Source organism: Alteribacillus sp. JSM 102045 (assembly GCF_041949975.1).
Taxonomy (GTDB): domain Bacteria; phylum Bacillota; class Bacilli; order Bacillales; family Marinococcaceae; genus Alteribacillus.
This window is the reverse complement of record NZ_JBHFQG010000021.1, coordinates 1-12,922: the sequence shown is the minus strand read 5'-3', so window position 1 is coordinate 12,922 and position 12,922 is coordinate 1. Positions and strand designations below refer to the sequence as shown.

Genomic DNA, 12,922 nt, shown 5'->3' with positions numbered 1-12,922 from the left:
AGATTTAGGTGTACACTTTCTTGACAGAGGTCCAAGATGTCCGCAAACACGCCGAATGGAAAGGAATTGAGGAAAATAGCGGAATTTATTCCACGCTTGCCGTCTTGAGCATACCCCTTCGCCTTCAACACCTTACTTCCATCCCTTCAACACCCAACTAAAAAAGAGAGCCATCCCAATAGGGACAGCTCTCCAGGAGATTTAGCAGTCGCTGCAGTCTTCTTCACGGTTGCCTCGGTTATTCAGGTTGTCAAGATCATCTTGAAATTCTGATTCGCAGGCAAATTCCGTATTCATGTTGTCCATGTGCAGCTCACGCTGATGATTTTGGTTTCGCTCCCGGTTTGCATTGTTCAGCTCACGGTTTTTCTGGTCCTGTCGGTTTTTATCCTCCCGATGTGCCACGTATCATCATCTCCTGTTAGCTGCTTTCCCTCAATAGCACAAGGCGTATTAAAGGAAGCAAAAAAAGTTGCTGAGGATGTTTCCTCGTTAATAAGATGCACTAGCTTCGCCGCAAAAAAACCATGTAAATTTTTCAAAACTTCTCGTAGGACTTTTATAATAAAAATAAACAAATGAACAAGTTACCCTCCACTGAGACCTATGACTTTTGTTATACTTTAAGTTGTGGTCAAAAGGAGTGGTAAAATGAAAAGAAGAAAAAAATTTACGATTAGAAAAAAATTAATCTTCAGTTTTTTACTAGTCGGCCTTATTCCAATGATGATTTCATCTGTGTTTATTTATCAATTAAGCAGTAATGAAATTGTGGCAAAAGAACGAGATGCCATGGAGAATATTTCTTTAAGTACAGCAGACGGCTTAGAACAATGGCTGGATAAAAGACTAAATGAAATGAAGTTAACAGCTCATTCAGAAAATATGATGTCTAAAGAATTAGACAGCCAGCTTGAGATCATGAATTATGTAAAAGATCAAGGTGATATTTACGAAACCGTGGTTTTCACCGATCCTACAGGCATTGTCCGCGCTCATACGTCAGAAGAAAATATTGATACCCTGGATTTATCAGACCGCGATTATTTTCAAAACGGCATGGAAGGGGAGGATTCGATATCAGATGTTCTCACTTCCAATTCAACCGGAAACCGAATTGTTGTTATTGCCACCCCTGTAACCAATGAAGAAGATCAAATCATTGGGGTAATGTCTGCTTCGGTGAACTTTGAAGCATTGGTGGACCAATTTTTAGAAATGACAGATGAAAATCTAGACGGAGCTGAACCTATATTAATTGATAAACAAAACATTATTCAACTGCATCCGGAGAAAGAGCTTATTGGAGAAACAGTGGAGAACTCTGGGTTAAATGGAAATTGGGTGTCAGCGTTTGAAGTAGGAAAAGAGTCTATTGGCTCGTCCCAGCTAAATCTTAATGGAGAAAAATATGTATTATCGCATGCCCCTGTATCTCTTGCGGGCTACGGCTTATATTTGGCAACCCCGATGGATCATATTTTAACCGTGGCCGATAATATTCAGCTGTACTCGATGATTATTATCGCTGCTGCAGGAGTGCTTATTGTGTTAACGGCTTTATGGGTAGCCCGGAAAATCAGCAGACCGGTTCAAATCATTACAGAAAAAGTAAAACAGGTTGCCCAGGGTGATTTGTCCGAAGATGAAACCGTCGTAAACACGCGCGATGAAATCGGAGAATTAGCGGATCATTTTAACAACATGACAAAAAATGTAAAAGGCATCATTCAGCAGGTCGAACAAAATGCGGAATTAGTTAGTTCCTCGTCCCAGCAATTAACCGCAAGCGCAGAGCAGTCCAGTTCCTCCTCTGAAGATATAACAACGTCCATCCAGAAGGTTGCAAGCGGAGCCGAAACGCAGAAAATGCAAGCACAGGAAAATGTTCAAGCGTTAGAAGAAATGTCAGACGGTATTCAGCAAATGGCTTCTTCTGCTTCGGAAATTACAGAAACATCTACTCAAACGATGGAAAAAGCAAAAGAAGGCGGGCAGTCCGTTCAAAACACCTATAACAAAATGCAGTCGATTCTTGGAGCCGTTAATCAATCGAATAAAGTAAACCAGGCATTAGGGGAGCGTTCCAAAGAAATTGAAAAAATCTTAAATGTCATTTCGGATATTGCCGAGCAGACAAACCTTCTCGCTTTGAATGCTGCCATTGAAGCAGCTAGAGCAGGTGAGCATGGCAAAGGATTTGCAGTCGTGGCGGACGAAGTGAGAAAGCTCGCTGAGGAATCTCAGCAGTCCTCCAGTCAAATCGCTGATATTATAAGAGATATCCAAACCGATATGGAGGAATCCTCCAAATCAGCCAATCATGTAACGAAAGAAGTAGAGGATGGTATGACTGTAGTTAATGAATCGAAAGAAAAATTCGAAGACATCCGCACTTCCACTCTAGAAGTGAATCAGCAAATGGAACAGATTGCAGCGGCATCCGAACAATTGTCTTCGAGCAGCCAGGAAATCTCTGCAGCGTTTGGAGAAATGATACGCATATCCGAAGAAACATCAGCCAGCACCCAAAACGTTGCGGCCGCGTCAGAAGAACAACTCGCAGCCATGGAAGAGATTGATTCATCAGCCCAATCACTAAGCCAAATGGCAATAGAACTAAAAGAGGTCGTTGATCAATTTACGCTGAAAAAAGAAAGCTAAATGTTCATCCTTACAGGAAAAGGCTATCCTATGAGGTGGGACCCACCCAAGGATAGCCTTATTCTTTCGTTTTTGTTTTTAAAAGCCGGAGCCCGTTTAAGGTAACAAGTAACGTAGCACCCATGTCGGCAAAAATCGCAATCCATAACGTCAGCCAGCCTGGAATCACAAGCAGCAACGCCAGCAGCTTAATTCCAATGGAAAAAGCGATGTTTTGCTTAATGATCTTAAGCGCTTTGCGGCTTAGCTCTACGGTGAATGGAAGCTTTTCTAAATCGTCTGCCATTAAAGCAATGTCGGCGGTTTCAAGGGCCGTATCGGTGCCAGCGCCTCCCATTGCAATTCCAACAGTCGAATTGGCTAAGGCCGGGGCATCATTTACCCCGTCTCCAACCATAGCCACTTTTCGGTTACGTTTCATCATGTTTTTAATGAAGTTCAGTTTGTCTTGAGGCAAAAGGTCGGATTGCACGTGTTGGACGCCGGCCAATTTTCCAATCGCTGCTGCGGTTTGTTCGTTGTCTCCTGTAAGCACCACCGTATCTGTTATTCCTAATTCGTGCAGGCGCTGAAGAACAGCACGACTCGAACTGCGGATTTCATCCGCCACTGCAAACACGCCTAAAATTTCCTCGTTTGTTCCCATCATCATTACGGTTTTACCAGCATTCGTCCATTCGGCGATGATCTGTTCGGCATGTGCTGGTAAGGAATCCTGGAACAAAGCAGGTTTACCCACATAGTACATCGTACCGTGGATGCGTCCTTGTATGCCTTTTCCAGTGATCGATTGAAAGTCGTCTACGTTTTTGTAATCAATATTTTCCTGGGCCGCTTTTTTGGTGATCGCTTCTGCCAGCGGATGTTGGGAATAATGCTCCAAAGCAGCCAGGTACGAAAATGTTTCTTCTTTATTGTCGGTAAAAAAGTTGATGTCGGTTAGAGCAGGAGTTCCATAGGTGAGTGTTCCCGTTTTATCAAACGCAATTGCTCGTATCGCTCCCATTTCCTCTAAAAAAACCCCGCCTTTAATAAGAACGCCGTTTCTGGCGGCACTGCCAATCGCTGTGACGACAGAAACCGGGGTCGAAATGACGAGCGCACACGGACAGCCGACGACAAGCACGGCCAGCCCTTGATACACCCAGGTGCTCCATGCTGCCCCGAAGAATAAGGGCGGAACAACAGCCACCAGGAAAGCAACCACCATAATAGCAGGGGTGTAATACTTTGCGAAACGGTCGACGAACGCTTGGGAAGGAGCTTTTTCCGCCTGAGCTTCTTCGACAAGGTGGATGATTTTCGCAAGCGTCGTATCTTCTGCACGCTTTGTGACCTCAATTTCTAAAAATCCTTCTTCATTAAGGGTTCCCGCGTATACTTCATTTCCGGCTTGTTTTTCAACGGGAACGGATTCCCCGGTAATCGCTGCCTGGTTAATCGTCGACACGCCTTTTGCAATACGACCGTCCATGGCAATTTTTTCGCCTGGTTTCACAAGCAGCGTATCGCCGATTACTATATCACTAACGGCGATGGTTTGCTCGGTCCCGTCACGCCGGATAAGCGCTTCGTTTGGAGCGATTTCCATGAGAGACGTAATCGATTGGCGGGCTTTATCGATTGAAAACCGTTCGAGCGCTTCACTTATCGCAAACAGGATCACAACCACGGCACCTTCTCCGTATTCGCCGATTAGCACCGCACCAATTATAGCAACCGTCATTAATGTTTTCATATCAAACTGGAGGCGAAACAGGTTATTAAGTCCCGTCCGGAACAACGAATGTCCTCCAACAATAATGGAAGAAAGAAAAGCCAGTATCGTAAAAGGGTTATTTTCTCCATGTAAAAAATGAGAAGCAATCCCAGTAAGCAGCAACAGAAAAGAAAGCATTAAGGAAAAATACTTTTTAAAAAAAGGCTCTTGATGAACAGGAGTGTCGTCTTTTTCATGGCGGACGGAAATGTTTTCGAAGGCGCCGGCTTTTTCCAGCTCTTCCACCGACGCATCTCCAAATACTGTCAGTTTGGAAGCTCCAAAATTGACATCGGCATGATTCACACCATCCAGGTGCTCCACGTTTTTTTTAAACGTGTCTGCGCAGCCTGCTCAGGTCAAACCTTCGATGCGGTAAATCTGTTTTTGATCAGTTTCAGGCACAAAGCCCACCTCCATTTCTGCAACGAACAATCAAACGAATATTTGAATATACCATCATATTACTCAAATGATCATTTGAATGTCAACGAATTTACGAGAAAAAACATCCGGCTTTCTGACCGGATGTTTTAAAAAAGTGTATTTTACAGTTGTTGTGCATCAATGGAAGCGCCGTTTTCAAAGGATTGTTTAAATAGTAACTTGTCCATTTTTTCCGCGACCGATTCCGGAGATAGAAGCTTTCCTTTTTCTTTGTAGTCCTGGAAGCTTTCAACCTCTTTAAAATCTTCTTCAGAAACAGAGCGGATGTTTTCCTGCATCGGGGTGTCAACAATGCCTGGAGCAAAGGAGAGAAAACGAACCGGGGAGGTGCTGCTTTGTTTTTGCTCCAGCGCGCACGTATGGGTAAACATCTCCAACCCGGCTTTTGTTGTGCAATACACACTCCAGCCGTGCATCGGAGAGTGAGCAGCTCCGGAAGATATATTTAATACGGTTTTTGGAGCCTCGAATGATTCAGTTTCTTTTACGAAAATAGATGATAAAATCATGGGGGCAAGCAAGTTCAGCTGCACAGCCGATTCCGCGTCTGCCGGATCCCATTTTTCAGCAGGGGAGACAGGCTGCACCGTACCGGCATTATTAATTAAAGTAAGTGAAGAAACCGTTTCCTGGTTAATGTTTTGAAAAATAACCGGAAGAATCGCCTCGACTTGACCTCGATCGGTCAAATCACAGGAAAAATGATCAAGCGAAGCCCCCGTTTGCCTGGCTTTTTCTAATAACCCCTCATCTTTCGAACGCGACAACGTATATAAATGCACGATGTCATTGTTTAAAAAATGCTCCGCAGCAGCACGCCCAATCCCATGGGAAGCACCCGTCAATATAATATGGTCCATTTTTCTTTCCTCCTAAAAAAATCGTTGTTTATCATTGTAACAAATAGGGAATATAAGGTAGCTGACCATTGGTGTCTCTTTTGATTGCTTTCTTTCTTTATCATTAGAAAATAACAATATCTTTAACCCGGCTATTTTATATTAAAGGTGGAGTGATAACGATGGACTTAGCTTATCAAGAAGGGCTTGATGTGAAGGAATTTTTAATCCAAAACCGCAATTTATTTGAAGAACAATTACTAGAAGAGGCCGTAAATGTCAGAGAAAAAATTGAAGAAATCCAGCTTATCGGCAACATTAATCTGATAGAAAACGCTCATAAATTAGTGATGCATGTGGTTAAAGAACAAGAAGCCGAGCTTATAGAATTTTCAAAGCAGGAAGGGGTCGCCTGGGCGAAATATTCGTTAACCCTGACCTTTAAGCTCGAATGGGTGCAGGCGATAAGAAGAACATTGTGGAATTTTTTACAATATTATTATCAGTTAACCGATCAAAAAAAAGGTATTGATGAATTTTTTGCCATGGAGAAAAAAATCAATGATTTCGTGGATAAGTTTCTAAATTCCTTCTTCCTGAGCTATTCTACATACAAAGATAAATTAATTGAAACCCAAAGCAAGCTTGTTGAAAATTTATCCGTGCCGATTATTCCGATCACAAAAACAATGTGTGTACTTCCTTTAATCGGAACGATTGATAAAATGAGAATGAATTCAATCGAAGAAAAAGTGCTTATGGAAATTGGGGAAAAGCGGATCCAGACGCTTATTCTCGACCTATCCGGAATTGTAGAATTAGAAGAAGACGTCCTCAATCATTTAATGAAAGTAATCGAAGGCGTATCGATTATGGGAAGCACCCCAATCGTTACCGGAGTGCGCCCAGATGTCGTCAGAAAAATGATTGATTTAGGTATATCCTTTGAAAGCAAAGCAGAAACCAAAGGAAGCCTGCAGCAGGCGCTTTCCGATTATTTTGTCACCGCTTCTGCTTTCGCAGAAGAGTAAGCCCCTTTTTAAAACCGGCAGCGCTTGTTGAAACCAGGAGAAACGACGAAAAAGTAGGAGTGGTCACCAACCGATGACCCTTCGATATACAAAGGAGGCTGATCATGTATCAGTCTCTTTTTTATTGTTTAGGAAATTATGTTTTTACAAGTTTTGGATAACTATCCCCATATTGTTTGATCCGCATCTAGCTTCATTGCCCAGCCTCTCGGAGGCCCAAGACGGTTTAAGGAACTTTTGCTAGAATCGCGAACATCGTGTTCGCAACGCAAAAGTCAGCACATCCTGTGCAAGCCAGTTCGACGTTGTCACAGGACGTGACGTTCTTAGTCGAACATCCTTTAGGACTTTTCTGCTAAAAGACGCACACGTCGACGCACAGGACGTGCTAAAGTCGCCAATGCCACAGGACGTGGCGTTTTTGGCGACGAAAGTGATTACCTGTCGAGGCTGATCAGGGCGCTTGCGCTTTTGTTCTTAGAATGATTATATTTTCACATTAATTGGAATTAATTACCACAAAATTAGTACGTTACATAGTTTTACAGAAAGATTACAAAAGTGTAATATATGAAAGGTAGTTGTCAAACTGGCATGTAACATACATATTTAGAATATATTGGAAAATATGAATATCCAAATATACAAAGGGAGGGATATCGGAGCAGCTGCTTTATATGAACTCTGCCAATTCATTCTAATTGATTGGCTTTAACGTCAATCAAAGGAAAAGAGCAGCTATCTCGCAAACGCATTGCTGCCGGTTTGAAATGAGAAAAAACAACAGGAGGAATTATCAATGAAAAAATTCAGCATGATGATCGGAGCCGTTGCCATCGCAGGAACATTAGCCGCTTGCGGGGAATCTGAAGTAGCTCCAGCAGACAGCCAAGAAGAAGACCAAGAATCGCAGGAAAACACAGAGCAGCAAGAAGAAAACCAGGCAGAAGCGGAAGAAACAGAAGAAGCTGAAGAAGAAGCACCAGAAAACGAAACATACGGCCTTGGCGATGCTGTAAACTTTGATGATACAACTATTACATTAACAAACGTTAGATACACATCAGATGAATTTTCCGACCCGGAAAACGATCACTTCATTGCAATCGAGCTTGACATCGAGAATAACGGCGAAGAATCAGCTGATATTTCCACCATGCTAAACATGAGCCTGCTTTCTGCCAATGCATATGAACAGGACCAGACCGTGATGGGTGACAGCAAAGGCAATCTCGACAGCGAAATCGGGCCGGGGCGCAACTTAAAAGGCGAAGTCGTCTTTGACGCAGAAGACTCCGAGTATTACGAATTCATCTTTGACGATCCGTTCACAAGCGGGCAAGCAATCTGGGAATTTGACAAAGAAGAAATAGCAGAATAACATCACCACGACTTCATAGAAAAAACAATACATGAAACAGCATAAGAGAAACCGAGAAAAAAAGGGAACCATCAGCAAAAAACAGCTGCCCCCTGCGGTTTCTCTTTTTTTACATGTTAGGAGGAAGGAGGACGCAGCCGCGGACATATGGTACGTTATTTCATTGAAATCTTTGTAAAACGGAGGTCATGCAGACATTGAATCCGCTATTTACTGCAGAGGAAGCAACATACATTGCTTGGGACGCAATGACGGAAAGGATGTCCGCCAATGCTTTTCGTTCCCCGTGTTTTATATAAATTAGCGGAACAAATGTCCGTTCTCCATGGCTGCCGAAGAAGCCATAACTGATTACCTTTTGGGACAACTCCTTGTCTAATAAGGTGTTGGAAACATAAAGAGAGACGAGCATTAATATATTTTCTAACGTTCATATCTATCCTGAACAGAGGAAAAAAGAGGAGGGAGAAACCATGTCATTGTTCAACAAAAAGGATCCGCTCGAGACGAGGGGGACGGTAGAGATCAATACATTAACATACCCCGATCTCGAGCCCCATTACGCAGTAACCATTAAGCTTTATGTCGGAAAACACCAGGGCATCGAAAAAGATGCCTTTCTCACCACCGACTATGAAGAAGCAAAGATTGTGAAAGAAAAAATTAAGGCGCTGCACTGGGAAGAAGAATAATGATTTCATAAAATACGATGAAGGATAACCCCGAGCCTGTTTCGGGGTTATTTTAGGCTCCCAGGAGTCAACTGGACCGTGGAAAAAAGAATGCTGCGTCAGAAGCAGCAGGAAGCGGGGAGTGGCAGTTCATAAATACCCCTGTTTAACAAAATAGAAGAAATAGATTAAAATTTTAAAAAAGGAAGTGTTGGAATGATGAAAAATACACAAAAATCATTCCGATGATATGTTAAAGTGCTAATCAATGGGAGTTTTTTCAAATGATCATATACAACGAACGCTCTTCTGATTTTTTGGAGCAAATCTACGACAACAAAATAGGATATGTATTAAAAGAAAATATGCTGAAGAAAACAAACAAAGTCGTTTCAGACAGTGAAATCCGTTCCTGGGAAAATTCTTTGCCGGAGATGGCACGTGTTATCAGGGATGCCAATCTTACAAACGACTCTCATGTTTTGCTGGAATACAAGCTTCCATCTACCGAAAAGAGAATAGACTTTCTTATTACAGGCCACGATTCTAATGGAAGAGAAAATGTACTTATTATAAAGTTGAAGCAGTGGCAGCAGGCTGCATTGGCTGAAGGAGACGGTGTGGTGCATACATTTCTTGGCGGAAGGGAACGAGAAACCATTCACCCGTCCTACCAGGCCACTTCATATAGAAGATACCTTCAAAACTTTAATGAATCTCTTTATTCCAATACTTTTATCCAGATGCACTCCTGCGCTTATTTACATAATTACATTATGAATAAATCAGAGCCTCTGTTAAATGATCGATATCGAAAGTATTTAGCAGAATCTCCGTTATATTTTAAGTTTAACGATCGTGAATTAACGGAAAAAATAAAAAGCCACGTAGCAAATGGCAATGGCAGGGAGATTGCGGAAAAAATAGAAGAAGGAAAAATAAGGCCGTCCAAAAAGCTGGTTGAAACCGTAGGAACATTACTAAGCGGCAATGAAGAATTTGTTTTATTGGACGAGCAAAAAGTCGCTTATGAAAAAGTAGTTTCTATCTACAATCAATTTCGAAACCAAACAGATTTGAAGAAAGTAATACTAATTAAAGGCGGGCCTGGCACAGGAAAGTCTGTGATCGGTCTGCATTTAATGAGATATATGCTCGAAGCAGGCGCCAATATGGAATACATCACGCCGAACCAGGCATTCCGTGAAGTCCTTCGCAAAAAATTAATCGGCACCTCCGGCCGCGTAGAAGTAAGAGATCTCTTTAAAGGATCCGCCAATTATGTCAACACACCAGAAAGTCAATTTGATGTGCTGCTTTGCGATGAAGCGCACCGTTTAAAACAATTCGGGCATATGCAGAGAAAAATCGAGGGAGAAAATCAGGCAACCCAAATCATCCGCTCCTCCAAGCTAAGCGTCTTTTTTGTAGATGACAGCCAGGTCGTTTCAAGAAAGGACGTGGGCAGCTATGAAATGGTGAAGCAGGAAGCAGAAAAAGCAGGAGCGGATGTGCATACCTTGGAGCTGGAATCTCAATTTAGATGCTCTGGTTCGGGAAATTATATTTCCTGGATAGAACATTTGCTAAGCTTTGAAAATAATGAGGTAAAGCTAGAAGGTGACTTTGACTTTCAAGTGATAGACGATCCGCATCAATTAAAAAAAGAAATCGTGGATAAGAAAAACGGTAGATTAGTAGCCGGCTACGCCTGGGAATGGACAAAAAATAAAACCAGTAAAGAGTTAGATGCCATGGAACGACCCAAATAGAATAGACTGGGCCATCCACCCGGAATGCGAAAACCAGGTAGGCTGCATTCATACCGTCCAAGGCCTAGAGATGGATTATGTCGGAGTAATAATAGGTAAAGATTTAGGCTGTGACGAAGAAACAGATTCCATTATCGTGCGAAGAGAAGAATTCCATGACAGAGGAGCACGCCCGCGAAAACCCAAAAAGGGAGAAAGGGATCCCCTGTATGATATCGTACGCAACACTTACAAAACCCTGCTGACCAGAGGGAATGAAGGGCTGTTATTTATATTGCTGCGATAAAAAAATACACAATTATATAAAAAGCAGGCTGTAAGGCGGTTTCAACCGCCTTTTTAAGATCAATAGAAAAAATTTTTTAATGACGAGTATTGCAGATTTCTGATTCTAGCGCTATAATAAATAGTGTCGTAAAAACATATATTTAAATAATTGTTCCGTTAGCTCAGTTGGGAGAGCGCCACCTTGACAGGGTGGAGGTCACTGGTTCGAGCCCAGTACGGGACACCATACATAAGAATGCTAAACCCCTCGTGGTAGAGGGGTTTTTTGTTTTGAGTTTTACTATAATGAGTGGTAGATGTTATGAAAAACTAACCTTGTTGACCGTTTGTTGACCAAAGTTATGAATTTCTGATTTTCTTCTTTGAGAAAAGACCATTTCATTTGGCAGCTTCTAAAACATGGCCATACGTTACATAAGTAGAAGTTCTTTTTTTCATTCACATTAACCTTAACCGAAATTTTACAAAAAATATGTGAAAACTTAAAAAATATAACAAAACATGAGAATCCATTTAAATACACTAGCGTTGCAGGAAAATAAAATAAAAATGTCAAGCGAAATAACACATTTCTAATATTGTCAATATTGTGAATTATAACTACGAAATGCATAAAAAAACCTTATAATTAGAGAGTGGTAGTCCAGTCCAAATCTCTAACTATAAGGAGATAGCATGGACAATCATACCACAAAAACTGTATTTAAGAAATACATTCATCCATTAGAAACAAAGGTAGTACAAAAAATGATAGATTCTTCCAAGACCGATCGATATGTTAAAAAGTTGGATACTCTATCGTTTATGAAACTGTTCATTCTTGCCCAGTTGAAAGGTCTATCCAGTCTTAGACGTATTAGTGAAACGGTAAAACGCAATAAAATGGTGCAACAAGAAATAGGTTTAAAGAGTATTAGTAAATCTCAATGTAAAAATCAGAGTATTCCGAACAACTGATAAATGTCAAGGCAGGTACTAACCGGTGAATGATAATGAATGTATTGTTATTGTTGAAACAAATGAGGAAGAGTAGTTAAGAGCCGTTTCCAAAAATATCCTAACGAAATATATTAGAGAATATATATTTCTAGGATTTTCCTCTGTTTTATACATAAATATTATGGTTTCTCATAATACCATAGGCCCTACTACTGAATTGAGAGCGACAAAGAGTCAGGATGAAAACAAATGAAGCAGGATAAACGAAAGCACGCTCTCGGTTCAGGGGGCAAAAATACACACTTCACTTTTATCAGGCTGAGGGTGAAGCCAGCAAAAAAGACGTATTCTTCTCTATGAGAGGGTGCGTCTTTTTTTATTATTTATTCCCCATTTCCATAAAAATGAATGTTTGGTACGTTAAAGCAAAATGGAGGGGAATATGATTGAAAAAGCTCATAATGGCTCTTCTCAGTGTTATTCTTATTTTACAGCATACGAATTTACAGTACCACAAAAAAAAACTGAAGCATCATCATGCTATCCAGCTCACCAGTGTGTACACCCTATGCATTTACCTGATTCTTACGAGTACTCATACAAACAACCATATAGACGATCTGGCTCTTATTCAGGAGGAAATGTAATTTCAGGAGTTGGCTTAATAGGTGGGACTCCCTCAGCGGTAGCAAGTTTTCTAGGAGGTGCCGCTTATTCTTATAGAGAGATATTTCACGGTAATTTATCTTTTAAAAGTTATTACAAGAGGAGTCCAGTAGAAGGAAAGAGAATAAGGGTTAAGACAGTTTTTTATGAACATACCGATTACCAAGGGGAAACAACAGTTAGGATTAAAGATTACGACTAGGAGGTGTTTGGATTAGTCGGTATCGAATTATCAATATTTTATTAGTTTTAGTGTTTATGGGTATTTTAATTTATGGAATGTCAATTGCTGATAAACAGCTAGGCTTCACTATAATAGCAGTTACAGCAGTTCTTTTTGATAGCGTAAGATAGTTTGTGTAAGTTCCTTGAGACAAAAAAAGAGGTAGGGTATCCTCAGAATTAACGACCAAATCAACTCGAGAGGAGATGCCCTACCTATGTCTACTAGTATAGGACAAAATC

General features: G+C 41.2%; 11 protein-coding genes and 1 tRNA gene. 9 read left to right on the top strand and 3 right to left on the bottom strand.

Annotated elements, in window-relative coordinates; all coding sequences use genetic code 11:
* Positions 1–201: 201 nt before the first annotated feature.
* Positions 202–405 (bottom strand): hypothetical protein, encoded by a 204-nt coding sequence (locus ACE1TI_RS14050; RefSeq protein ID WP_375008212.1) that lies wholly within the window; start codon positions 403–405, stop codon positions 202–204.
* A gap of 246 nt (positions 406–651) precedes the next feature.
* Between ACE1TI_RS14050 and ACE1TI_RS14045 the strand changes: the two genes are divergently transcribed.
* Positions 652–2,664: a methyl-accepting chemotaxis protein gene (locus ACE1TI_RS14045; RefSeq protein WP_375008211.1), complete on the top strand. Its 2,013-nt coding sequence runs from the start codon at positions 652–654 to the stop codon at positions 2,662–2,664.
* Between the two features lie 58 nt (positions 2,665–2,722).
* Here ACE1TI_RS14045 and ACE1TI_RS14040 read toward each other — a convergent pair whose 3' ends face one another.
* Positions 2,723–4,843, bottom strand: a complete 2,121-nt coding sequence (locus ACE1TI_RS14040) for a heavy metal translocating P-type ATPase (protein WP_375008210.1) — start codon at positions 4,841–4,843, stop codon at positions 2,723–2,725.
* Between the two features lie 128 nt (positions 4,844–4,971).
* Positions 4,972–5,730 (bottom strand): (S)-benzoin forming benzil reductase, encoded by a 759-nt coding sequence (locus tag ACE1TI_RS14035; RefSeq protein ID WP_375008209.1) that lies wholly within the window; start codon positions 5,728–5,730, stop codon positions 4,972–4,974.
* Positions 5,731–5,891: 161 nt separating this feature from the next.
* Between ACE1TI_RS14035 and ACE1TI_RS14030 the strand changes: the two genes are divergently transcribed.
* The 8 genes from ACE1TI_RS14030 to ACE1TI_RS14000 all read left to right on the top strand — a co-directional run bounded on the left by ACE1TI_RS14030 (position 5,892) and on the right by ACE1TI_RS14000 (position 12,659).
* The gene (locus tag ACE1TI_RS14030; RefSeq protein WP_375008208.1) at positions 5,892–6,740 is read left to right on the top strand and encodes an STAS domain-containing protein; all 849 of its coding nucleotides are present in this window, start codon (positions 5,892–5,894) and stop codon (positions 6,738–6,740) included.
* 799 nt (positions 6,741–7,539) lie between these two features.
* On the top strand, positions 7,540–8,121 hold the full coding sequence (locus tag ACE1TI_RS14025; RefSeq protein WP_375008207.1) for a DUF4352 domain-containing protein: 582 nt from the start codon (positions 7,540–7,542) through the stop codon (positions 8,119–8,121).
* A 473-nt stretch (positions 8,122–8,594) separates the two neighbouring features.
* The gene (locus tag ACE1TI_RS14020) at positions 8,595–8,813 is read left to right on the top strand and encodes a hypothetical protein (RefSeq protein ID WP_375008206.1); all 219 of its coding nucleotides are present in this window, start codon (positions 8,595–8,597) and stop codon (positions 8,811–8,813) included.
* Between the two features lie 263 nt (positions 8,814–9,076).
* Positions 9,077–10,564 (top strand): DNA/RNA helicase domain-containing protein, encoded by a 1,488-nt coding sequence (locus ACE1TI_RS14015; RefSeq protein ID WP_483860651.1) that lies wholly within the window; start codon positions 9,077–9,079, stop codon positions 10,562–10,564.
* A complete protein-coding gene (locus ACE1TI_RS21915; protein WP_483860650.1) occupies positions 10,542–10,850 on the top strand; it encodes a DNA/RNA helicase domain-containing protein in 309 nt (102 codons plus the stop codon). The genes ACE1TI_RS14015 and ACE1TI_RS21915 overlap by 23 nt, the downstream gene beginning before the upstream one ends.
* Positions 10,851–11,002: 152 nt before the next feature.
* Positions 11,003–11,078 (top strand) — tRNA-Val (locus tag ACE1TI_RS14010).
* Positions 11,079–11,527: 449 nt separating this feature from the next.
* Positions 11,528–11,809 (top strand): DUF4372 domain-containing protein, encoded by a 282-nt coding sequence (locus ACE1TI_RS14005; RefSeq protein ID WP_375008205.1) that lies wholly within the window; start codon positions 11,528–11,530, stop codon positions 11,807–11,809.
* A 424-nt stretch (positions 11,810–12,233) separates the two neighbouring features.
* Positions 12,234–12,659, top strand: a complete 426-nt coding sequence (locus tag ACE1TI_RS14000) for a hypothetical protein (protein ID WP_375008204.1) — start codon at positions 12,234–12,236, stop codon at positions 12,657–12,659.
* The last annotated feature ends 263 nt before the right edge of the window (positions 12,660–12,922 follow it).